Origin of the sequence: Edaphobacter modestus, from assembly GCF_004217555.1 — a bacterium.
In the GTDB taxonomy this organism is placed as follows: domain Bacteria; phylum Acidobacteriota; class Terriglobia; order Terriglobales; family Acidobacteriaceae; genus Edaphobacter; species Edaphobacter modestus.
Map to the genome: position 1 here is coordinate 173,278 of NZ_SHKW01000001.1, position 23,730 is coordinate 197,007.

At 55.0% G+C, this 23,730-nt stretch carries 13 protein-coding genes and 2 pseudogenes; 9 read left to right on the forward strand and 6 right to left on the reverse strand.

Annotated elements, in window-relative coordinates:
- Positions 1-884 precede the first annotated feature (884 nt).
- Entirely contained in the window at positions 885-1,976 is a 1,092-nt protein-coding gene (locus BDD14_RS00790; protein WP_130417162.1) for an alpha/beta fold hydrolase, read from the reverse strand.
- A 566-nt stretch (positions 1,977-2,542) separates the two neighbouring features.
- On the opposite strand from BDD14_RS00790, the gene BDD14_RS00795 reads away from it, so the two are divergent.
- From BDD14_RS00795 to BDD14_RS00805, 3 genes are all read left to right on the forward strand, one after another.
- Positions 2,543-5,641, forward strand: coding sequence for a TonB-dependent receptor (locus BDD14_RS00795; protein WP_130417163.1), 3,099 nt, complete (start codon positions 2,543-2,545; stop codon positions 5,639-5,641).
- Positions 5,642-6,078: 437 nt separating this feature from the next.
- On the forward strand, positions 6,079-6,474 hold the full coding sequence (locus BDD14_RS34145; protein WP_207231650.1) for an aldo/keto reductase: 396 nt from the start codon (positions 6,079-6,081) through the stop codon (positions 6,472-6,474).
- A gap of 47 nt (positions 6,475-6,521) precedes the next feature.
- Positions 6,522-8,006 carry a M28 family peptidase gene (locus BDD14_RS00805; protein WP_130417164.1) on the forward strand — a complete coding sequence of 495 codons (1,485 nt, stop codon included), beginning with the start codon at positions 6,522-6,524 and terminating at the stop codon, positions 8,004-8,006.
- Here the strand turns inward: BDD14_RS00805 and BDD14_RS00810 are convergent.
- Together BDD14_RS00810 and BDD14_RS32750 are read right to left on the reverse strand one after the other, a co-directional pair.
- Entirely contained in the window at positions 8,003-9,736 is a 1,734-nt protein-coding gene (locus BDD14_RS00810; protein WP_242617638.1) for an amidase, read from the reverse strand. The two genes, BDD14_RS00805 and BDD14_RS00810, sit on opposite strands and share 4 nt — an antisense overlap.
- A gap of 284 nt (positions 9,737-10,020) precedes the next feature.
- Positions 10,021-11,217: pseudogene (locus tag BDD14_RS32750) on the reverse strand (ISNCY family transposase); the annotation flags it as partial.
- A gap of 509 nt (positions 11,218-11,726) precedes the next feature.
- On the opposite strand from BDD14_RS32750, the gene BDD14_RS00820 reads away from it, so the two are divergent.
- Complete coding sequence (locus BDD14_RS00820; RefSeq protein ID WP_130417166.1) at positions 11,727-12,410, forward strand: DUF4082 domain-containing protein; 684 nt, start codon at positions 11,727-11,729, stop codon at positions 12,408-12,410.
- A 16-nt stretch (positions 12,411-12,426) separates the two neighbouring features.
- The gene (locus BDD14_RS31510) at positions 12,427-12,591 is read left to right on the forward strand and encodes a hypothetical protein (RefSeq protein ID WP_165419812.1); all 165 of its coding nucleotides are present in this window, start codon (positions 12,427-12,429) and stop codon (positions 12,589-12,591) included.
- 657 nt (positions 12,592-13,248) lie between these two features.
- Here the strand turns inward: BDD14_RS31510 and BDD14_RS00825 are convergent.
- Positions 13,249-14,352 (reverse strand): annotated as a pseudogene (locus tag BDD14_RS00825) (IS3 family transposase).
- Positions 14,353-14,493: 141 nt separating this feature from the next.
- On the opposite strand from BDD14_RS00825, the gene BDD14_RS00830 reads away from it, so the two are divergent.
- Complete coding sequence (locus BDD14_RS00830; RefSeq protein WP_242617639.1) at positions 14,494-15,579, forward strand: IS110 family RNA-guided transposase; 1,086 nt, start codon at positions 14,494-14,496, stop codon at positions 15,577-15,579.
- A 401-nt stretch (positions 15,580-15,980) separates the two neighbouring features.
- Here BDD14_RS00830 and BDD14_RS00835 read toward each other — a convergent pair whose 3' ends face one another.
- Both BDD14_RS00835 and BDD14_RS00840 read right to left on the reverse strand, forming a co-directional pair.
- Positions 15,981-16,895, reverse strand: a complete 915-nt coding sequence (locus BDD14_RS00835; protein WP_130417167.1) for a carbohydrate kinase family protein — start codon at positions 16,893-16,895, stop codon at positions 15,981-15,983.
- Entirely contained in the window at positions 16,892-17,629 is a 738-nt protein-coding gene (locus BDD14_RS00840) for a GntR family transcriptional regulator (RefSeq protein WP_242617640.1), read from the reverse strand. Before BDD14_RS00840 ends, BDD14_RS00835 begins: the two co-directional genes overlap by 4 nt.
- Positions 17,630-17,898: 269 nt before the next feature.
- Here BDD14_RS00840 and BDD14_RS00845 point away from each other — a divergent pair, with 269 nt between their 5' ends.
- The 3 genes from BDD14_RS00845 (at position 17,899) to BDD14_RS00855 (ending at position 23,621) form a co-directional block, all read left to right on the forward strand.
- The gene (locus tag BDD14_RS00845; protein WP_242617641.1) at positions 17,899-18,756 is read left to right on the forward strand and encodes a S1/P1 nuclease; all 858 of its coding nucleotides are present in this window, start codon (positions 17,899-17,901) and stop codon (positions 18,754-18,756) included.
- Between the two features lie 115 nt (positions 18,757-18,871).
- Positions 18,872-22,246 (forward strand): TonB-dependent receptor, encoded by a 3,375-nt coding sequence (locus tag BDD14_RS00850; protein WP_130417169.1) that lies wholly within the window; start codon positions 18,872-18,874, stop codon positions 22,244-22,246.
- 370 nt (positions 22,247-22,616) lie between these two features.
- Positions 22,617-23,621, forward strand: a complete 1,005-nt coding sequence (locus tag BDD14_RS00855) for a transposase (RefSeq protein WP_242617642.1) — start codon at positions 22,617-22,619, stop codon at positions 23,619-23,621.
- Positions 23,622-23,730: the final 109 nt, after the last annotated feature.

Consider the following 23,730-nt stretch of genomic DNA (forward strand, 5'->3'; position numbering starts at 1 on the left):
CTATCGGTCAGATTGCTGGAGGAACGCGGGCTTGCAACGAGCCGTTCTTTATAGACCTGATTCCGGTATTGACTGTGGTTCCGCACAGCAATTCGTTTACGACCCCACATTCTTCCTTCATGTTGAAAAACGGGACCGCGAGTTGGAAGATATATGGCTTCAAAGAGAAGATGTGTTTATGCCTTGGAAAGTGACTTGTACCAAGGTATTGTCGTCGGGTGTTGATTCATGGGCACTGGCCTATAGCGCGACCGGAATCATCCTGTGAGTTCGAGGAGGTTCTTGTGCGCTCAGTCCCGATGTTTATAGCGTTCTGCCTTTGCCTAACCCCGACTCTCAGTGCGCAGGAACCTGAGTTGAACCGGCGGACGCCTGAGAGCGAAGCTGCAAGAAGCAAATTAGAACTTCGCATCACGCTAGACATAGAAGTCGCGGATTGAACGGGCAAGGCAAAATAATAAGTCCGCTCGGTTCGGCATTCAGAATGTAACCAATCGCGCACGAGTCACTGTCCCTAACACATACGGCTTCACATACTGAGCCGGGATCAGGCCGTACCTCATGACCCTGTTCTCGCAATGCTGTCCTAGAAAATGTGCCCTCCACAGGCTTCCATGCCAATCAGTCTTACCTTCAGGTTCGCCGTGAAGTGCAGCAGTTGCTTGCGCGAACACTTCTTGCGCACTACAACCTCGCCACGCAGATTGAGCCCAACCAGATGGAAGACTGCTTGACAAGATCAATGCCGATTGTGTGTAGCATCCATGGGATGCCTCCTGTCTTCACCGTTATACCCCACTGCTGCCGGCCTAAGGCGGCGGACCATCCCATTAGTAATCCGAGTAGAGCCAGATCGGTATCGCGAGTTGATCGGTGGCTGGCCGTTACTTCTTTTCGGTTTTGACCATAAATGTAACAAGTTCATCCTTCCAGATGGCGGCCTGAGTGTGGGTCCCGTGGCCTCGGGTGGCGTCGGTAATGGGGAGGATAATGAATTTGGTCTTAGGCATTTTGGGAAGCACGCGTGCGCTGATGATCTGTTGAGCGAGCTCGGGCGGATTGATGAAGTCGTCAGCGGAGTTTATCCAAAGCGCGGGGGCGACTATGGTGTATAGCTTGGGCTCTGGATTGTAGTTGCGCGAGGCGTTGACGTAGTAGATGAGGTTGTTGGCGTCTACATGGGTAATTGCGCGGGCCATGTAGTCGTCAACGTACTTCTCGGCCTGGGCGCGAGTGGGGTAGTTCTTCTGCATTTGCAGTGGTGCGGAGCCCATAACGAGAAGCATAGCTTCGGCTCCGCGAAGGCCCTCGATCGGCTCAGTGGTGTATTCGCCTTTCTTCCAGGCGGGGTCGTGCTTGATGCTTTCGATGGCGATGTAGCGGGTCATACGGTTGCGGCCAGCGACCTCGACGGGATAACACGCGAAGGGTGCGAGAGCGTCCATGAACTGCGGGTATGCCTCGCCCCAAACCCAGGACTGCATGCAGCCCATGGAGGTTCCGAGGATGAGGCGAAGATGGTCGACGTGCATGCCTTCAGTGAGCATGATGTACTGCGAGCGGATCATGTCGTCGTAGTCGTACTCGGGGAACTTCATGTGGAGGCCGTCGGAGGGCTTAGAGGAATCACCCTGTCCGATGTCGTCGGGGAGGATGAGGAAGTATTTGGTGATATCGAAAGGCTGTCCGGGGCCGAAGAGGACATCGGAGAAGACGGGATTCATGAGAGTGTGGCGATCGCCCCCTGTGCCGTGAAGCAGGAGGATGGCGTTGTCGATGTGACCATCGGTTCCTCGGTGCGGTTGGCCAAGGGTGAGGTAATGCAAGCTGAGTTCGGGAATGGTCTCGCCGGTGCCGAAGCGGAAGTTTCTAATTACGTAGACGTTATCTTTTGTGGGCCACTTGGAGACACGCGGGTTTTGGGCGAGGGCGGCGGTGCAGTAGAGAATGAGGTAGGCCAGGGCTGCTAGACGCATGTTTTGAATCCCTTGGGCGGAATGCTGTGATTTCAATTGAAGGGCTAGAGCAATGCAAGTATGAATGCTCTCAATTCTAGAGTTGGTTTCGGTCAGCCAATTTCCTTAATTGACCGTGATCGCCCGCAACTCAGAAGTTCGGGATTTCTCCGCACTCCCCGTATTGCATGTTCAACGGATGCAACAGTTTTACATAGGGACGAGAGGAAAGAAAATGGTGGCCCTGGAGGTCTTTCTGTTGTCCAAAACCGGTTGCTTGCAAGAATGTGACAATTTCAACAACAGACGATGACAATTTAGGAATCTAAACGATTTAGAGCAACCGAAAGATCCTTTTAGTTTTTGGGACAGGCCGTGTTGACACATGGAAATTTTTCCTGAAAATTGTTCTCATTGATGTTTCGTTAACTATGTCGTGAGTAGCAGCCCCCGCGATGTGGCTGCACCGCATAGCATTTGGACCCCGGGACATACGTTCTCCGCTTTTCTTGAGTTAGTAGATCCATCTATGAATTCAACCTCTCCCGGTTCTCCGGGGAGCTATCTGTACTTCTTTGAGGCAGGCCATGAAGATGTCAGCACGATATTTCAAGTTACTGGCAGGGTTAGCGGTAATCCTGATCAGCGCTGTGGGATATGGACAGACGACAGCGACCCTGTCGGGAACGGTGACCGATGCGTCGGGCGCCGTGGTTGCCGGTGCGGCGGTGAAGGTCCATTCGCTGGATACGAACGCGGATCGCGATGTGGTGACCGACAGCGCGGGAGAGTATGTGGTTCCGTCGTTGCAGCCGGGCAGCTACATGCTGCACGTGAACGCTTCAGGATTCGGATCTTACACGGTGCCTCGGTTGACGTTGCAGGTGGACCAGAGGGTGGAGATCAACGTGAAGCTGAGTGTGGCTTCGACGGGTGAGACGGTCGAGGTGACGGGCGCGGCTCCGGTGATCGATGCGAACACGATCACGGTGGGGCAGGTGATCGATCGGACGACGGTGCAGGAGATTCCGTTGAATGGCAGGCACTTTCTCGATCTGACGGTGCTGACGCCGGGAGGCGTAACGGCTCCGCAGAACGGAAATCTTACTACGCCCAGCCGCGGCCTGGGAGCGAACTCGTTTATCACAGCGGGAAATCGCGAGGACTCGGTGAACTTTCAGATCAATGGCGTGAACCTGAACGACATGGTGCAGAACCAGATTACGTTTCAGCCTTCGATCAACACGACCTCGGAGTTCAAGATCAACAACTCGACGTATAGCGCCGAATATGGCCGGAGTTCGGGCTCGATCGTGAACGTGAGCACGCGCTCAGGCACGAATGCGTTTCACGGCGAGGCGTTCGATTATTTCCGCAACGAAGCGCTGGATGCGAGGAACTACTTCAATCGCAAGGGAGCCAAGCAGGCTCCGCTGAAGCGGAACAACTTTGGAGGGGCGATCGGAGGGCCGATCTGGCGCGACAGGACGTTCTTCTTTTTGAGCTACGAGGGACTGATTCAACATCAGTCGCTGACACTGAACAGCGGCGTGTTGAGCCTGGCGCAGCGTGCGCAGGTGACGCAGGTGGGGAATCCGGCTTCGGTGGCGCTGTTGCCTCTGATTCCGCTGCCCAACGATCCGACGGGGACGAGGTTTATCGGATCGGCGAGCGGACCGGTGACCGTGCATCAGGGAACGGCGGATGTTCTGCACCAGTTCAGTTCGAAGGACACGCTGCACGGCTTCTACGCCTTTCAGTCGGACGTTCGCACGGAGCCGAATCTGCAGGGGAACACGGTGCCCGGATTCGGCGATAGCCGGAATGCTCATCGACAGGTCTTGACGTTGAACGAGACGCACGTCTTCGGCCCCAAGCTAGTGAACGAGGCGAGACTGGGGTTCAATCGTATCTCAATTGCCTTCAATCCGAGCTTCGTGGCGAATCCCAATGACTATCACATCAGCGATGGCCTGAACTCTGCGATAGGGCTACCGCAGATGACGATCACGGATCTCTCGCTGAACTTCGGCGGACCGTCGGGCTTTCCGCAGGGACGCACCGATACGCTGGGAGTTGTGTACGATACCGCGACCTATCTGACGGGCAAGCATACGCTGAAGTTCGGCGGAGAGTTTAGGCGGTTCCTGAATGCGAACTTTGCCGGCGACACGGGAATCGTAGGGTTCAACACGACGGCCAACTTCATCAACGGAGTGGCGAATGTTTTCACGATTACGCCAAGCACGGTGTCGAGCAGGGTCTATGTGAATGCGGTAGGAGGGTTCGTTCAGGACAACTACAAGCTCACGCACAATCTGACGCTGGAGTTGGGGTTCCGGTTTGAGTGGAATGGAACTCCCACGGAGGGTGCGAACCGGTTTGTGGTCTTCGATCCTGCGACGGTCTCGCTGGTGAGGACAAATACGAACGGCTTCGGCAGCGTTTATAAGCAGAACTATAACTGGGAGCCCCGTGTGGGTTTTGCCTATGACGTCTTCGGAACCGGAAAGACGGTGCTTCGCGGAGGGTATGGCTACATGGCCGATCAGCCTGCGACGAATGCGGTGACACCTCTGGCCTCGAATACGCCCTTTGCGGCTCCGGTGACGTACAACAGCAGCACGGCTCCGATTCCACTGACGAACCTGTATGGTTCGGCCGCTGCGGCGGGTCTGACGGTCAACACGATCGACCGGAACTTCAGGAACGCATATACACAGACCTACAACCTGAATCTGCAGCAGGAGTTTCCCGGCGGCGTGGCGATGCAGATCGGATACTTCGGGTCCGTGGGCAGACAGCTGCGGGCGAGGGTGAATCTGAATCAGCCGGTCAATGGCATGAGGCCGTATCTGACCTTATCGGGTTCGAGCCCGATCGCGGCGGGAGCAGCGGTGAATTCGAACTTTGCCGAGGTGGACAGCGGTGGATCTTCGTCGTACAACGCACTCTGGTTGACGGCGCGGAAGAACCTGGCGCATGGCGTGCAGTTTAATATGACGTATAACTGGTCGAAGTCGATGGACCTCAACTCGCTGGGGTCGCAGGGAGGGTATGTCTTTCAGGACAGCTACAATCCGCAGACGAATCTTGGTCTGTCGGACTTCGATGTGAGGAACAGGATCTCGGCGAATGCGATCTACGATCTGCCGTTCAAGGGCAACCGCTTTGTGGAGGGCTTCCGGCTGTCGGGGATTGCGCAGTGGCAGACGGGCAATCCGATGAACATTATCAACAGCGGCGTGGCGGCGACGGTGAATGGACTGACGGGTACCGGCGGTACGGTACGGCCGAATCTCGTGGGACCGATCGCGACGTCGAAGTCGATCCTGACGAACGGAAATGTGGGTTGGATCACGTCGACGGTGTGCCCGGCTTCGGGAGTCGTGGCGGGGTGCTCGTTTGTGAACGTGAATGGCTTCGGAAATCTGCGACGCAATGCGGGTACGGGGCCAGGATTTGCGGACATCGATGTTTCGATCGAGAAGAACACCAAGCTGACGGAGCGGTTTACGCTGCAGTTGCGAGCGGATGCGTTCGATGTGCTTAACCATCCCAGCTTCGGGCAGCCGACACTGGCAGATACTTCGACCAACTTTGGGCAGATCTCGTCGACGCGGTTTGCGGTGAGCGACCTTGGGTCGTCCAGGCAACTGCAACTGGCGGGCAAGATTCTGTTCTAACCGGACTAGTAGTGCGGGCGCTTCGGCCACGAGGAATGCCACGGTGCAATCCTCGATCTTATAGAAGTGATGCTCGTTGATCGCGATGTTGTAACTTTTCTTGCCGCTTGCGAATGCAAAGGTGTCGAGCTTAGGAATATCCCGCTTTCTTGCAGGAGTGGATCGCCAAAGTATAGTTGGGTACAACTGCAGACTTTCCCGACTGCTAGCTCAGGACAATTCGGGAACAACTGGGGAACCCCACAAAAATAGAGTTTCAAACGGAAATACTGAAGCCCGAGACATTCCAGTCTGTGCAAACACATCCCGCAGGATGCGCGACTTTGTGGAAGACCACATTCACCAACAACTCGGGACCCAAGTCACAAGGGAGATGACATGCAGTACAAGAATCTAGGGAAATCCGGACTGGTGGCTCTCGGGTGTGCTTTGGGTGCATGAGTTTCGGAGACCCAACGAAGGGACGACATTCGTGGATTTTGAGTCGACCGATCATCCGTCATGTTGTTGAATCAGGCATCAATTTCTTCGACACCGCCAGTATGTCTGGGGCGGGCACGAGTGAAGACGTCTTGGGCCGTGCGATAAAAGCTATGCGTAGATGCGTTCGACATCTTCAATCGCCCCAGCTTCGCAACCCCTCCACAGCCATTACCCTCCCTACCGGAACGGCAACAGCTGTCGGCGCCAATCCCAACTTCGGTCTTATCTCTGCGACACGCTTGCCGGTCGGAGACCTTGGATGTCACGTCAACTCCAAATCGGAGGTAAGATCATCTTCTAAGTGGCCCGCAGTCATATACCGTGTTCAGAACGCCGCTCCGCAAACGTAGGCGGAGCGGCGTCCTGCACTCTCTATCTCCTGGTCTGAGGAAAATCCATGAAGCGTATGTTGTTTGTCGCCACATTGGCATCGACGGTCTTATCCGCTAACCCTGCCACTGCACAGAAGAGTAGTCACGCATCAACGAACAAACTGGACTACGAGGCCGTTGGTTCGCAGATCGGAGTTACCCCCGCCGACCCCCAGATTGCTGCCGCCCTGAAGTTAGTCTCGGCTGATCGCATCAAAGCGAATATCACGCGTCTCGTGGAGTTCCACAATCGCTCGACCATCTCATCCACCGAGACGGATCTCAAGCCCGGCACCGGCGTCTTCGCCGCGGCGGATTGGATCAAGTTGCAGTTTGAAAGCTATAGCAAGGACTGCGGCGGGTGCCTGGAAGTACAGTTCGATGAATTTGTTGAGCAGCCTCAGGCCGGCTTCAACAATAGCCATCCGCGAATCGTAAAGCCAACACCGCTTCGCAATGTCTATGCAATCTTGCGTGGCTCTGATCCATCTGCTGCAAAGCGTATGTATCTCATCACTGGCCATTACGATACGCGAGAGACAGATGTCATGAACACGCATGACTTCGCGCCCGGTGCCAATGACGATTCCAGTGGCACGGCTGTCTCTCTCGAGGCTGCCCGGGTAATGAGTAAATTCAAATTCCCCGCCACGCTCATCTTTGTTGCAGTTGCCGGCGAAGAGCAGGGACTTAACGGTTCTCATCATCTCGCGCTGCGTGCTCAAAAGGAGGGTTGGGAGCTCGAAGGTGTACTGAACAATGACATCGTTGGCGGTGATACAACGCCAGGCGACACATTGCAAAGCAAGCAACGGGTCCGGGTGTTTTCACAAGGCATCCTACCTTCATCGCCGATCGAGCAGATCCGCCAAGCCCTGAGTATCGGCGGGGAGAATGAAACTCCTTCGCGTCAGCTTGCGCGTGAAGTATTGGCGGTGGATCGCACCTATTTGTCTACTAGTAAAGAACCATTTCATGCCGCGATGGAGCTTCGGTTGGACCGCTTTCTCCGCGGCGGTGACCATCGATCATTTAGCGACGAAGGCTTCCCCTCGGTGCGGTTCACCGAGTGGCGGGAGAACTTCGACCATCAGCACCAGCATGTGCGCACTGAAAACGGCAAGGAGTATGGTGACTTGTTGAAGTTTGACGACTTCAACTACATTGCACGGGTTGCGGGGCTCAATATAGCAACGTTGGCGACGCTGGCAAACTCGCCTGGTATGCCGCAGCAGGTTCATGTGTCCACATCGAACCTGGACAACGACACGATACTCAAATGGGAGGCACCGAAGAGCTCTACAGGGGATGTGCACTATCAGGTCGTGTGGCGAGAGACCGCTATTAACGACTGGCAGTATGCGTTCGATGTAAAGGATACATCAGGGTCCACGCCTTATTCCGTGCTGCTCCCGATATCCAAGGACAACGTATTCTTTGGCGTCCGTGCCTGCAATGCAAAAGCTGATTGCAGTCAGGCTGTTCCACCAGTTCCACTTCGTGAGCACTAAAAACCCGTTGGATGTTCCCTGGCGACTCCGAAGGCATGCTCCAGTGCGAGTCCGACGCGCCCTAGCGTGCCCTCGTCGAAGAGTCGTCCAATGAGGGTAATGCCATGAGGAACTCGGCGTGGTGGGTTGAAGCGCGGTAGCGGGTGCCTGGGGTCTGGTGCCCAGTCACTGCGGGCCTGAGATACTTCGACGTATCCCGCTCGCATGGTAAGTGACGGATGCCCGGTAAAATTCGTTATGGTCAACATCTCGTCGCGCAGCGAGGGGACGAGCAGCAAATCCACCTGTGAGAAGATGCGAGCCATCTCAAGCGCAACCATCCTGCGCAAGCGGTCCGATTGCACAAAGTCCACCGCAGAGAGAAACCGCGCCTGGCGGAAGCTGTTAGGCCATGCATCAGCAACTTGTGCCTTGAGCTGATCTACCTTGTGGCTAAGCGTCAACTCTTCAAACGCGGCGGCGGCTTCGGCGAAGAGAATCAATTGCAGTGAATCATAAGGCCAGTCAGGCAATTGAACCTCAATAGGGATCATACCTAACTTGCGGATGGCAACAAGGGCTGCACGATCAACCTCCGTTGCGGGACTTTCCTTCATCCATGCTGGAAAGTATCCGACCTTCAAACCGACAACAGAAGCTTGAGCGTCATAGTCGAGCTTCGAAGGCACACTGGAGATATCGCCAGGATCAGGACCGGAGATCGCATTCAGTACCAGCATCGTATCTTCGACTGAGCGACACATAGGCCCGAGCTTATCCAGCGACCAACACAGCGTCATGGCGCCGGTGCGAGGCACACGGCCGAAGGTAGGACGCAGGCCGTTGACTCCGCAACGCATACTCGGACTGGCGATGCTTCCTCCGGTCTCCGAACCGATGGAAAAACCAACGAGTCCCGCCGCTGTCGCCGCACCCGGACCAGCGCTTGAGCCGGAGGCCCCTTCTTCCAGCAGCCACGGGTTCAGCGTCTGCCCACCAAACCATATGTCATTCAGCGCAAGAGCGCCGAGGCTCAGTTTGGCGATCAGCACAGCTCCAGCCTCATGCAAACGACGTACGACCGCTGAGTCGTCGGTTGGGATGCGGTTGCGATATGGCTCAGCGCCATAAGTCGTCGCGATGCCAGCTGTATCAAGAAGATCTTTGGCGCCCCATGGTATGCCATGCAGTGGACCACGGTACCTGCCCGCGGCTATCTCAGAATCGGCCTGTCTAGCCTGTCGGATTGCAGAATCACCTGTAAGCGTGATGACACAATGCAGTTTTGGGTCGAAGCGAGCGATGCGCGATAAGTAGATATTCGTCAGTCGTTCAGAGCTAAGCTGCCTGGTTTCGATCCACCGTGAAAGCTGCGCGACTGAAGCGTACGCGATCTCACCATCACTCTTAGGCAGTGGCCCCGGTCCGGGTGCGCTGCGGCTGAAGCGATCCCGCTCCGGCCCTGCGTGATGGCCGGGAAGTACAGGGTTCCAGGTCGAGTACGGCGCGATTGTCTCGGTGAGTATTACTTTGCGCGGCCCCGTGCGGCGTTCGTATAGAGCGGCCATTGACTTACGCCAATTGCTGGCGGCTTCTGCCCGGTCTCTATCGGTCATCTCTATCTGCACGAGCCTTTCAGCCTCGCCAAATGTTGCGGCGGAAACCTCGGGTCCGGTACTCGGCGCAGTCCCGAAGGTAGGCGGTGCGCCGGCAGTCGACTGAGGGACCTGCGCTTGGATACTGGAGGCCATTACGGTCCCGACAACTCCTAACGACGCATCTGATAAGAATCTGCGACGAGATTTCAATTTACTTTCCATGAGATGGATTCTAGCCGCAGCGCCAGAGGTGGTTCAGCAAGTTGGACTAAATGCGAAAAGTAGCGGGAGACGAATATGTAGTGGCATTTTCGTGCGGGCTACGCGGTAGTGCCAGGTCCTTGTAAGCCCAGAGAATTAATCCAAACACCCCAAAAGGGTCATCGAGAGGGTTGAAGGCCGAAGCCCAAGACGAGCGCGCCCTCTGGATCTTTTGGCATAGCCTGGCCCAGGCGTTTGTTCTCGACGATGGCCGCATGGCTGACCCGCTGATCCTGCTGAAGATGTGGTAGGGAAGCAGGAGTCCTTTCCACCTCACCTCTAGTGGTCTGTCTGCGAAATCGGACAGCTCCACGTATTTGCCTGCAAGGTTCTCAGAGGCCCCACTCCGCTCATGGATGATAGGCTTGCGATCGTAATGGAAGGTGAGTTGCTGGCCGACAAAGCGCTGCTCGCGGTGGCATTAGGATGTCGCTCAACCGGCCGGCAGCGACATTGAGTGTGCGATGCATGTTCTCAGGCTTGATCGCAGTCACCGCAAAACGTTCATTGAAGCGCTGTAGGAACTCCGGGAGGAAGATGTTGCCGTCCTCCATGTTGCAGACACCGGCGAGCCGCAGTTCTTTGACCGGCCGGTCCTGCAGAGTTCGGTTCACTCGTTTCCACGCGGCCCTTGGCCTGGCTCGAGTTGGCGCAGATGATTTCGATGTTCAACTCGGCCAGCGCTCGGCCGAACTGCGTCATCCCCGAACCTCCCTTCGCGTCTGGCTTGTTCACCCGAAAGACCGTGTCCTTGTCCGAGTAGAAGGCGACGGGGCAGCCGTGATCTTTGAGATATCCGTGCAGTATTCCAAAGTAGCTCTCTGTGCTTTCGCTAGGACAAAGCGCAGCTGCATCAGCCTGCTAGTCGCATCGTCAATAAAACACCAGAAGCGTGCAGAGTGCTCCACGATCCTCGAACCAGCGGTTTCGCTGCCATTGATCTGGATCAGCTCGCCATGCGCCTCGCGTCGCAGACGAGGTTGGTGAAAGGTTCTGCGCTGCTTCCGTGACAACCATAAGCCGTCTGACACCATCCACCGGCGCAACGTCTCTCGGCCCACCTTGATCGCGTGCTTCTCCAGAAGCACCTCGGTTGCAAGGGTTGGACCAAAGTCGGCGTACTTGGCGCGAACCAGCTCGATGGCATACGCTCGGACACCAGCGTTGACCTGGCGGTTCGATGCTCGGCCACGCGCCTTGTGGATTATTCCACTGCTACCTTGTTCCTGATACTGCGCCAGCAATCGAAAGGTCTGCCGCTCACTAATCGCCAGCACCGCCGCGGCGGACACCACCGTACGCCGTCCGGCCATCACGTCTGTCAGAACAGCAATCCGTTGGAGATCCCGTTCGCTCATTCTGAAAAGATCCAATCTCTGCCTCCGATATCTCTCGGAAGGGTAGTTTGGACATTTCAACTTTGCAGAAACCGGACATTTCTACTTTGCGCGTACAACGGAACTATACATAAGCTTCATTACCGGACATAAATCATTTGTTATCATTAACATACATGGAATAGCAAAATACGGCTACCGTCAACGTCGTTCCTTAAAAGGAACGACCAACTACACGCTTGGCTCCCCGATCAATGGAAGCAGAGGCAGTCTGAACCTCTCGCTGACATATAGAACTTGGGCTACACGTAGCGCTCACCCTCTTTTGTTTTTAACCCGATGAATCCAGCATATTGTGTGCAAGATCGTGCGACTTCACCTCGCTAGCCCTTACCCTATCTGACCTGCAAACAGGTCACATCGCATTAATTTGCAATGGAGCGCGAATTGCATCATGACTAGACATTGGAACTTCTGTTGCCTTGGCTGGTATCCGTGGTTTGAAGCGATTCTGGGTCCAGGATAAATGCTTTACGGAGAAGAAAATGAAACGATCCCATGGCTCTCTCACCCTCTCTCGGCTATGCACCTCCTCTGTCTGCCTCTTTGCCGTGTTGGCCACAGTTCCTGCCTATGCCGATTCCATTGCCGCCTTCAGCTTTACGTCGTCCCTCTACCGCATCGATGACAATGACACCGCGGAGCTCGGCTACAACTTCACAACCGGAAGCGCTCCAATCACAGTCACCGCGATGGGCTACATCAACGACGGATACAACGCCACCCACACCGTCGCGCTGTTCGACGTTGCCACCCAGCAGGCACTACCCGGCGCACTGGTAAGTGTCACAACCGTCGGCGGAGGGGGAACCAGCACCACCTTCACCTACACCGACCTCTCCTCTCCCTTAACCCTCGCCGCCTTCACCCAATATCAGATCGTCTCCCAGTTCTTCACCGGCGAACACTACTTCACCCAGGCGCAGGGATTCACCTCCCAATTCGGGCTGACGCTCGACACCGCGGTCTACAGCTATTACGGAGCTCCTCCAGCCACTCCGCTCTTCGCAACCAGCACCTATCCCCCCAACAATCCAGGAAACTTTGGGCCGAACTTCAAAATCCTGAGCCCAGACCCCGCACTGAATCAGGTCCCCGAGCTGTCCTCGATTTACCTCGTAGCCAGCGGCCTGGTCAGCTTAACCATATCCAGACTGCGTAGAGGCTAACTCACCCGGGTGCCGAATGCCGAATCCCCTATTCATCCCGCCTCTGGCTCAGGCGATGAGTGAGCTTACCGAGATGGACCGCGTTACAGGTGACGGCGACCTGGGCACCAGCATGGAGCGCGCGGCCAAGGCTGTGCAAGGTGCGGCAGGTTCGTGTAACTTGAGGAGCTATTTGGCGTAGATCTTTTGGAATCAAGTGGCGTACGAAGGGTCTCACGCATGCCCGATGACGAGACTGTCGCGCCCTGCTCATGGGGTAGGACCGGGACGATTGCTATTTGAAGTCCCACTATGGATTCAGTCTGTAGATATCTTTCACGCGTTTGTTGAACTCGTCTTCAGAATTGCAACGCGTGTTGTTGCTACTGGAACCTCTGACCGTACAGGTAACGGAATGATGTTCCCCCTGTCCTCGTTCAATGAAAGATCCAAGAGACTCTCCCTCAAAAGCATCTACCAGTGAGATGGATGTTAAAGATTCATTTGGAAAGTGTGCCCAAATATAGAGAACGCATCGGTGCAAGTTGGGAGTGTAATGACTCTGGTGGTTGGCCACAGCTGCAGGTCGTAGTTTTGACCAGCAAACAACTTATCGGCCTGTGCCGAACATTTACTCTGCTCCTCCAGGCTCGGCCTATCTGAGACCGTCATCGAGGCACATCCTGCAAGCAGAAGGGGAAGAACAAGACAGGGTAGTAGAATCTGAGAGAGCTTCTGTTAGTACCCGATAGAAATGTCAGGGTTTCTGGCCCATTAGAAATGTCAGTATTACCTCGTCGTCGTCGTGCTGATCGGACCAGGATTTCTGTACCAAGCCTAGAGTTAGTCTTCGGCTGGTTTAGGTTGCAGTGAGTACGCGGCTAGCCGCGCACTCACTGGCGAACTCGCTCGGCGTTCGTTCACCGAGAGATCGGTGAGGACGACTCTCATTGTATTCCTGACGCCATTCCTCGATCAGCGGTTTTGCTTCGGCCAGCGTCCCAAACCAGTGGGCATTCAAGCACTCGGCTCGGAAGGTTCCGTTGAACGATTCCACGTACGCGTTGTCGGTCGGCTTGCCAGGGCGGGAGAAGTCGATCTTCATTCCGTTCTGGTAGGCCCATAGGTCCATGGCTTGACTGGTGAACTCACTTCCGTTGTCGCAGAACAAGAACTTCGGCACTCCACGTTGCTGTTTTACTCGGTTTAGCACTCGCACCACATCTTCTCCTTTCAAGCTCTGGCCAGTTCGATGGCAACGCCTTCCCGCGTGTAAACATCGAGGATCGTCAAGGCGCGGAAGCGCGTGCCATCGTGCAACTGATCGGCCAGGAAGTCGACGCTCCATGCCTGGTTGGGCGCTGTCGCGACGAAGCGTTCTTCCCGTGCCGTACTGCTTTTCTCTTAGCTGTGGCCGCTTCTTCAAGGCCAGCCCTCTTCCTTATACAGCCGATACACCAGATGCTTCCCAACAGCCCAGCCTTCGCGGTTCAGCAGAACGCGGATCTTGCGATACCCGTAACGCACCCTGCTCTGTGCGATCTCGCGTATCCGCATCCGCAACTCCGTCCATGGTTCCTGATGACTCTGATGCGATACGTGCCTCGCACCATCAGGAGAACCTGGGAGGTATGCCGTTCGCTCGCCCGATACCGGTCGCGTAAATGATCGACCATCGGACGGCGTCCCGAGGGCTTCAGAACTTTTTTCTGAGCACATCCTGCAGCATCGTCTTATCCAGGCTCAGATCTGCGACCAGTTGTTTCAACCGGCTGTTCTCTTCCTGCAGTTGCTTCATCTGCCGAGCCTGATCGGTCTCCATGCCAACGTATTGCTTCTTCCATCGATAAAAGGTCTGCTCGCTGATCCCAACCTTGCGAATCACCTCCGCCACAGGCACGCCCAGTTCTGCCTGCTTCAGCACGGCCACAATCTGCTCCACTGAAAAGCGCTTCTTCTTCATGCAAAATCTCCCTTCAGATTTTGCCGAAGACTAACATTCACTTTGGCTCAGAAATACCGGAGCCCATCCGACCCCGGCGCGGCAATTGTAATTGCCGAAAAATGGGATGAGCAGGTCTTCGGATCGGAGAGACTATTTCCCATGAAAAATCCTATGCAGCACCATATCGCGGAAGTACCACTCAGAAGCTCCAAGGTCGGGATGACGATCGGGATCGATCTTGGGGACGTCTGGAGCCATTACTGCACGCTTAACGAAGATGGAGAAGTCGTGGGCCAGGGCCGGTTTCGTACCAGTCCATCGGGAGTCGAGAAGTGGTTTACCGATCTGCCTCCGGTGCGGATCGCGATGGAAGCGGGCACGTACTCGATTTGGATCAGCGAGCAGCTTGAGGAACTGGGTCACGAGGTCATCGCAGCGAACGTACGTGAGCTGCGGGCGATCTCGCACAGCGATCGGAAGCGCGATCAGGTAGATGCGGAGAAGCTGGCTCGCTACGCGCGGCTCGATCCGAAGATCCTGCGCCAGATTGCCCATCGTACGGTCGCTCAGCAGGAGGCGCTGACGTTGATCCGCGCCCGCAACCTGATCGTTCGTCTGCGGACGGCTGCGGTGAACGCCGTGCGCGGGTTGGCCAAGCCATGCGGCTATCGTCTTCCTGCCTCGTCCACGCTCTGCTTCGCGAAGCGATGTGTGGCCGTGCTGCCGCCAGGTCTGACGCAGGCGCTTGGCCCGGTGCTCGAACAGATCGCGGAGATGACAGTGAAGATCAAGCACTACGATCGCGCCATCAAACGACTCGCGGAGGCGGAATATCCAGAGACGCAGGCTCTGATCCAGGTCTACGGCGTCGGTCAGCTCACGGCGTTGACGTACGTTCTGACGCTGGGCAGCGAGGAACGCTTCCAGCGAAGTCGCGATGTCGGCTGCTACCTGGGCCTGCGGCCAAGACGCAGTCAGTCCGGGGATCGAGACCCGCAGCTCGGCATCACCAAGGCTAGCAACATCTATTTACGTACTCTGCTGGTCGAGTGTGCCAACCATGTGCTCGGTCCGCATGGGAGAGATTCCACCTTACGACAGTGGGGTCTGCACCTGGCCTCGCGCGGAGGCAAGCAGTCCCGTAATCGGGCCATCGTCGCCGTCGCGCGCAAGCTGGCAGTACTGCTTCATCGCATCTGGATCACCCAGGAGCCATACATCCCGTTCTATGCAGTACCAGTCTGAGGAAGGAGATCATGTCTAATTGTTGCGACTACCCCGCTCCCCGATGACTGCGTGTCTGGTTGGGCCCTGAACGAGGCCGACCGAAAACTGGCAGCATCGACTTCTCCTTCTGACCCCAACCGACACAGAGCCACGAGCGGCTCACTCAAAGTGCGAATAGAAACACGGTGGAGAACAACATGCGGAACAACCAAAACAGAACAACGGAAGAGACTAAAACGCTTAGGAAAGAAAAACAGAAAACCCCTTGACCTAAATGACCTGCTCATAGAAACCAGACTTCTCAGGCAGTTCGGTTTCACCTTTCCGGATAGCCGGTTTCTATCCCTAAGTTGGAGATGTTCGTTGACAAGCGGCTTTGGTGCCGAAGAGACATTGCAGCGGATAGAATTGCTGACCCCTTACATTGACTGAAATTCCACGCGATGTTGAAGCGTCGCGAGACGCGGGCGAGCCATTTCCTCGGTTGCGTTGGCCAAACCGGCGAAGCCGATGCCTTCGACACAGAATGAAGCGGACACCGCCCCATAGAGCAGAGCCTCGATCGGATCGTTCTTTTCTGCAAAGCCAGCCAGCACTCCACCACAAAAGGCGTCCCCCGCGCCTGTCGGATCGACCAGATCGACCTGTACGGCGGGAACATGGATACATTCCTTTGCGCCCGAGACGTGCGCGATTACGCCTTCCGACCCACACTTCATCGCAATCAAGGTCACGTCAGGCGCATAAGACCTTAGTCTGCGCAAGCCTTCGAGCGGTTCAGCACCTGGGAATATCGCAAGAGCGTCTTGATGGCTCGGCAAAAAGAGATCGACTCCACCTAGTAGCCCGAGAATAGCCTCTAGATTCGTCCTGCCGAGAAGGTCATGATCATCCAGGTCGAGAGAGATAGAACTGGTTCCGACCTTGCGGAGTGCGCTCACCAACTCCAGTGCTAGATCGTGCGGCATCGGTGCAATATGTGCTGCTGTTTGATAGCCAGATGCAACGTCTGTCTGTTTCGGGCAAAACTCACTCCAGTTTCTCGTTGCGTTTCGAGAGATAAAATGCCGCTGGCCGTCTTCCTCGTAGAGGCCCCAATTCCGCAAAGTGCGTGGCACATGCTGGCAGCGCGACAGATCAATACGGTTGCCCAGAAGTTCTATTGGGTAGTCGGTGCCGACGGGTGCAACAATGCTTGCACATCCCGTCCAAAGCGAGATTCCCATTGCCGCGTAAACTGCACTGCCACCGGGAACAGCCCAACGGGTCGATCCATCGGGAAAAACGAGGTCATCAATGGTGAGGTTGCCGAAGACGGCAAGAGAAGCCGTCACGATTTGTCCCCAGGGCGTACTAATGTGAACTCCATCAGCGAGGAATTATGAAAGATCACACTGTATAGGCCGCTGCGGCGCTGTACATCAAATTGGACTTCCCGCATTAGCAGTAGAGGAAAACCTGTTTTGACATGCAGCAGCGCAGCATGTTTTTTACTGGCAGCAACCGCAGTCACTGTCGCTTTACTTGATATCAGCTCTCGCTGAAGCTTCGCGGCCATAAACTCGTAAATCGAACCACCGTCAAACATTTTGATCAACGGAAGTTTCCATTTGGCGTCATCAAGAAGCGCAATGTAGTCGTACGCCACTGCCAGAGCTTTTGCGTCGATAAGTCGAAGACGAAAGATCTCGGCGACAGGAGAAGCCTCAGGAACCCCTAGTGCTCTCGCAATTTCGGCGGTGGCCGCAATACTCCGGATCTTTAAGCCATCTACCCGGGCGTCGCCTCCATGTTCTCGTATCAGCGCCGACATGGAATGCATGGTGTCGAGCCTGCTGCTCAAGTATCTCGGGCTCTCTGCCACAAACGTGCCCACACCATGACGAATCGTGAGGAGCCCTTCCTGCGTCAGCAGGTGGGTAGCCTCACGGAGTGTCTGTCGGCTTACTCCGAGCTCCCGCGCAAATTCTACCTCGCCGGTAAGTTGGACTCCGCGCTCCAGCTTTCCGGAATGAACCTGCTCGCGAATGGCATTCGCGACGCGTGTTGCGAGATTTTCTCGAGCCATCCCGTTCCATATCCGATCCGAAAGCACCTTGGTTGCATGTTCATTTCCATCTCTACTCACGATGGTTTCCATTATGCCATTTCAATTGATGCAGGGGATGTATGAGGTCAGACGTCTGCCATTTTAACCGACCGTTCATCATTCGTTCTTATGGCTTTCACTTCGGCGACTTACCTTCACACCTGTCTCCTGAGGAAACCATGATTCGACGTCACCTGCTTCACTGCTGTCTCTTATTTACCGTCCCAGTTTTCGTTGGAGTACAGCGCATGTTCGCATGGGGTGTGGATGGACACCAAATCATCAATCAGCTTGCATGCTCCGCGTTACCTGGTGACGTTCCTGCTTTTCTTCGGAACCCCCAGTCCATCAATGCAATGAGTTATTACGCACCGATGCCCGACCACTGGCGTGGACTTCTGGAGCCGGAACTTGCGGCCACGACCGCTCCAGAACATTTCATGCAGATCGAGACGGTAGATGCGGTGTTGCCCACACTGCCGCGTAAACGATATGACTATGTGCGTGCGTTAGCGTTGGCCCAGACCTCGCATCCCGACATGGTCGTCACTGCTGAGAAGCTCGGAATGCAGCCATATCAGGCAGATGAGGTCTGGGAGCGGCTGAAAGTTGCCATGCGCGACTACCGTGAGATGGTGGTGACCAAAGAGGACACGACTCCAATCGAGGAAGAGATCGTTTTTCTGGCGGGATGGCTTGGTCACTATGTCGGAGATGGAGCAATGCCTCTCCATACGTCCAACAAGCCGAATGGATGGCTTGGTCCCAATCCAAACGGATATACCACCGAACACAAGATTCACGGTCTGTTTGAAAGCGAATTTGTGCACAAAAATGTCAAGGCAGCGGATGTATCTCCGCTGGTTGAAAAGCAGCCAGCGCCGATCGGAGATGTTTTCGATCAGTACATGGTCTACCTTAGACAGTCTCACGCTTTGGTCGAAACTACCTATCGTCTGGAAAAAGAAGGCGCATTCGGCGATTCAGGCACAGCAGATGGGAAGCGCTTTGCTGTCCAGCAGTTGGCAGCCGCGGCGACTGAACTGAGGGATCTCATCTATACAGCTTGGATACAATCCGCCGATCCGGTTCCTCAGCATCACTAGAGTCAATCCATTGAAAGTAACCAGCATGTCGCGAGAAGGCTTTTTGCGCCTATTCAGGGCTCATCAAAGCGCAGCGTCGACGCACACATTGCAGCACTTTACACCAGGAGAGTACATGCCATTCGGCAAATTAGTGAGATTCATCGTATTGATGCTTATGTTTTTTGTAAGCGCTCATGAGCAGATGCCCGCACAAACTGCTGTGGATGGAGCGATCGGCGGTACCGTGCGGGACAAGACCGGCGCTGTCGTATCGAACGCAGTGATCGTGATCCATAACAATGGCACAAATGCCGAACAGACGATCACTTCTGATGCAGCAGGAGGTTATCGTGTCATCCATCTTCAATCAGGGTTATATACAGTCAATATTTCGGCTAATGGATTTCAGGTATTCAAAGCAGAGAAGGTAGAGGTCACTGTCGGCTCACTCACGACGGTGCAATCTGTCCTTGCGCTAGGTGCCTCCACAGAGACAGTAGATGTCAGTGGCGAAGCCCCGGTGATCAATACGACGAATAACGATTTCTCGAACACCATTGGACTTCGAGTGCTCGAGGATCTGCCGGTAAACAATTACCGCTGGTCAGCCTATGCACTGCAAGCACCCGGAGTCGTCGAGTCGGGCGGCTTTGGACTGCTCAGCTTTCGAGGACAAAGCACGCTTTTGAACAACATTACGATCGACGGCGCTGATGATAATCAGGCCTTCTTTTCAGAGGAGCGCGGCCGTACCAATATCGGATACTCGACGCCGAAGTCTGTGATCCAGGAATTTCAAATCAATACATCAAATTACTCGACTGAGTATGGACGCGCGGCGGGTGGTGTAGTGAATGCCGTGACCAAAAGTGGCAGCAACCAGTTTCATGGCGAGGGGTACTTTCTCGATCGCGATTCGGCTCTGGCGGCTTATAACAATTTCACCACGCAAAATGTGCAGCTTACGCCGGGCGGTCCGTTTACGGCGGTACATATTAAACCGACTGATATCCGTAAACAGATGGGTTTTGCAGTTGGCGGACCAATTCTTCGTGACAAGTTGTTTTTCTTCTTCGCGCTTGACCGCTTCTATCGCGATTTCCCAATTATTACCGTTCCAAGTTCGCCATCTACCTTTTACGCCACCCCTTCGGCATCATTACCTGGGTCGACGACCTGTCCGGGAGGATCGAATCCCATCAGCAGTGTCACCTCTTCCACCAACTATGATCCCAACTTCTATGCTGACAGCGGCGCATGCACGTTGAAGACGAATCTCGGACTTGCTACTTACTCTGCAGGAGTTACGAACTACATCGCCGGCCAGGCAGGACTGAACTCTCTGCTCGGCCAGGCCAAACGCTACACTGACCAGACGTTATTTTTCCCGAAGATCGATTGGCAGATCAATAATCGCAATCATCTCAGCGCCGAAGTGAATCGCCTTCGCTTTATCTCTCCATCAGGTCAGCAGACGAACGTAACCGCGAGCTACGGCACACAGAGTATTGGAAATGTCTATGCGCGAGATACCTGGGGCGTAGCAAGACTCGATACCTATATCACTTCACAGATCAGCAACGAAGTTCGTTACCAATACAGCCGCGACTTCGAATTCGCAGGGGCGGAATCTCCGACCACGTATGAAACGAACACTCTGATGAAGACCGCAGCTGGCTATGCCAACCCGCTTGGCTTTCCTCCGAATGTTTCCATCACGAGCGCATTTCAGTTTGGTACGCCTACTTTTTACAACCGCCCGGCTTATCCGGACGAGCGCCGTTGGCAGTTGAGCGATACGGTTCTTTGGATTCATGGAAACCACACCTTGAAGTTTGGTGGCGATTACATTCACACAAATGATCTAAGTGAAAACCTTAGCAGCGTGTTTGGTGCGTATTCCTATACATCGGTTGCGACCTACCTCTCGGACTTCTATCTCTCGCAGAATCCTGCAACGGTTTCTCAGGCGGCGCACTACACCAGCTACCAACAGGGGTTCGGTCCGCTTGGATTTGAGTTCCAGACGAGTGATTATGCCGGGTTCATACAGGATGAGTGGAAGGTCAACCCACGGCTCAGCCTGATGCTCGGCCTGCGCTACGAGTATGAACAGACACCCAAGGCGCAGTTGCCGAATCCCCTCGTGCCTCAGACTCAAAGCATGCCCAGCGACAAGAACAACATTGCTCCGCGGGTAGGTTTTGCCTACGACGTCTTTGGTACAGGTAAGACGGTCGTAAGGGGTGGATATGGCATCTTCAATGCGCGGCTTATCAATTCCACGATCTACAATGCCATCGCTCAAACCGGTGCTTCAGGTGGCCAGGTTCAGAGTCCGAATCTGGTGCCTGGTAACCCCGGGGCACCCGTCTTCCCGCAGGTGATTTCAGGTTCACTCACGTCAGCCGTTACCCCGAACGTGATCTTCTTCGATCCACACTTCCAGCTACCGCAGATCCATCAGGCTGATCTGAGCATTGAACAGGATCTCGGTGCCAACACCGTATTCACTCTGAGCTGGCTTGGCTCGTACGGGCGTTCACTGCCCACTTTCGTAGATACGAATCTGCCGAACCCAGTCAATGTCACCTACACCGTTGTCAACAATGACTCCACAGGCCTATTGCGGAATGGATCGCAAATCTCCGTACCCTTCTACGGATATCCGGTTAAATCTCCCGTGGCGGGAGCTCCTGCGCCACCGACAGTGGTCGACTTCAACCGTCCTGATCCCCGGTACGCCGCCAAGACCGCTATCTTTAGTGGTGTAACGTCCAATTACGAGGCATTGGTTGCACAGCTGAAGCGCCAACTCCGCCATGGAGTGCAGCTTCAGGCAAGCTACACCTGGTCACACGCGCTTGACTACGGAGAAAACAACACAACTTTCACAAGCACCAATAGCCTTCTTGATCCTCGGAACATCCGGGCGGAGTATGGAAACTCAATGCAGAACGTACCCAATCGCTTCGTATTGACAGCCCTGATATATTCGCCGTGGCATGTAAGGGGATGGAAGAGCTTTCTGCTGAATGACTATCAGTTTTCACCAAGCCTTTCGGCACAAAACGGCGTGCCCTATTCGCCGGTCATGAACGGCAATCCGCAGAACCTCGCCACGTCGTCGAGCGTAACTGGTTATATCACCGGCGTAACCTCGGGTTATAACGGAGCCGGAGGGTCCACACGGATTCCGGGCTTTGCACGCAATGCCTTTAGTCTGCCTGCGACGGTCGTCCTCGATGCCCGTGTTTCGAAGAGATTGGTCGTCCGTGAGAGGTATGATCTTGAGTTCTTTGCGGAAGCTTTCAACCTCCCGAACCATCAGAACGTAACAACCACCAACACGACCGCATATGCCTTCGGTACAGCAACCTCAGGGGGCTCAACCTATAGCACGCTGACCCAGTACACGGGAGCAGCTTTCGGTTCTGTCAGCAACTCGAACAACAATAATATCTACTCCCCACGGCAAGTACAGCTAGGAGCACGGCTGCACTTTTGATCCGTGTCGTCGTCCAAGGTGTGGGATGTGAGCTCACATCCCACACCGTCTTTTTTTCGCAACGACTTTCCTTGGAATCCGCCGAAAATCGGCGAGTGCAAAATCTCCGACGAAGACTGTGCTTTCTACAGACCGACTTTGTAACCTCATTGACCATCACTGCTGTACTTCTCCGTATCCATGAGTCAGTTGAAGACGCATAGTCAGTAACGGAGAACGCCCCACTATCCACAAATCGACAGGAACTCTATCGCGAGATTAACTCACATGTCCGTATTGTTTGAATGTTAGTCATCGAGGAGCACGTGGTGTTGCATAGGCTGAACTCGGCGGCGACGCCGATTCAGAGAACAACCACGGAGGCTCCTCCATGACGACTATGAACTATATCGGATTGGACGTTCACAAGAAGACGATCAGCTACTGCGTGAAGGACGTGAGTGGCCGGATACAGCAGGAAGGCAAGATCGGGTCAACCCGACGCGAGCTGGATTGTTGGATGAAGACTTTGCCCCAGCCGTGGACCGTTGCGATGGAGGCGACGATTTTCAGCGGCTGGATCAAGGTGGCACATCCATTGATGCTGCGCGCGATTGCTGCAGCCAAGAAGAAGAACGACCAGATCGATGCCAGCAAGCTCGCCGACTGCCTGAGATGCGACTTCCTCCCGGAGTGCCACATGATGCCTGCAGCGATACGGGATCGAAGGCGCACGCTGAGGTATCGGCATCTGCTGGCGAGGCAGATGGTGCAGATGAAGAACCGTGTCTCAGGACCGCTGATGGAGACGGGCGTGGAATATAAACAAGCAACGGCTGCACAAGGTGAGTTACTTCCGGGAATTGCTCTCCGCGAGCAAGGAGGTTCCTCCGAGCATACGGCCGCTGTTGAAGCTCAGCCGGGAGACGATCGAGCGCTGTCAAAGGACCGAGTACGCCCTGGTCAACTCTCTCCAGCTCGATCCGGTGTTGGCCGACCGGATCAAACGACTCCGAACGGTTCCTGGCGTGGGTCCGATCACTGCACTGACGTGGCTCTGGAAATCGGGGATGTCTCACGCTTCCGCTCGATCAAGCAGGCCATCAGCTACTGCGGCCTCTGCGGAGATGAACGGAGCTTGGCCGACAAGGCGATGCGTATGCCGCTCTCGAAGCAGCGCAATAAACATATCCAGCGTGCGCTGGTAGAAGCCGCCAAGTTGGCACCGAGACAGAACCACGAAATGGCTGTGATTTATGACCAGGAAAGACAAAAAGGAAATAGCAATCGGGCGACACTTGCCGTAGCGCGAAAGATGGTCGCGTATTTGCTTGCCGTGGATCGGCAACAGAGAGACTTCGTGCCTGCTGAAGAACGCAGGACTACGGCAGCATAAAATACTGCCGAAATAAACAGCATGAACAAAATGCGCAACCTGCCAGGTCCTGCATGTTGCCGAGGAGATCACACTCCCGAGGCTCTCTACGAATTGTTTCGGGACTGGC

Excerpts from the sequence above, each read along its gene's own strand:
- BDD14_RS00790 (WP_130417162.1), bottom strand. The coding sequence starts at position 1,976 with ATGCGTCTAGCAGCCCTGGCCTACCTCATTCTCTACTGCACCGCCGCC.
- BDD14_RS00795 (WP_130417163.1), top strand. The coding sequence starts at position 2,543 with ATGAAGATGTCAGCACGATATTTCAAGTTACTGGCAGGGTTAGCGGTA.
- BDD14_RS34145 (WP_207231650.1), top strand. The coding sequence starts at position 6,079 with ATGAGTTTCGGAGACCCAACGAAGGGACGACATTCGTGGATTTTGAGT.
- BDD14_RS00805 (WP_130417164.1), top strand. The coding sequence starts at position 6,522 with ATGAAGCGTATGTTGTTTGTCGCCACATTGGCATCGACGGTCTTATCC.
- BDD14_RS00810 (WP_242617638.1), bottom strand. The coding sequence starts at position 9,736 with ATGGCCTCCAGTATCCAAGCGCAGGTCCCTCAGTCGACTGCCGGCGCA.
- BDD14_RS00820 (WP_130417166.1), top strand. The coding sequence starts at position 11,727 with ATGAAACGATCCCATGGCTCTCTCACCCTCTCTCGGCTATGCACCTCC.
- BDD14_RS31510 (WP_165419812.1), top strand. The coding sequence starts at position 12,427 with ATGCCGAATCCCCTATTCATCCCGCCTCTGGCTCAGGCGATGAGTGAG.
- BDD14_RS00830 (WP_242617639.1), top strand. The coding sequence starts at position 14,494 with ATGAAAAATCCTATGCAGCACCATATCGCGGAAGTACCACTCAGAAGC.
- BDD14_RS00840 (WP_242617640.1), bottom strand. The coding sequence starts at position 17,629 with ATGGCTCGAGAAAATCTCGCAACACGCGTCGCGAATGCCATTCGCGAG.
- BDD14_RS00845 (WP_242617641.1), top strand. The coding sequence starts at position 17,899 with ATGTTCGCATGGGGTGTGGATGGACACCAAATCATCAATCAGCTTGCA.
- BDD14_RS00850 (WP_130417169.1), top strand. The coding sequence starts at position 18,872 with ATGCCATTCGGCAAATTAGTGAGATTCATCGTATTGATGCTTATGTTT.
- BDD14_RS00855 (WP_242617642.1), top strand. The coding sequence starts at position 22,617 with ATGACGACTATGAACTATATCGGATTGGACGTTCACAAGAAGACGATC.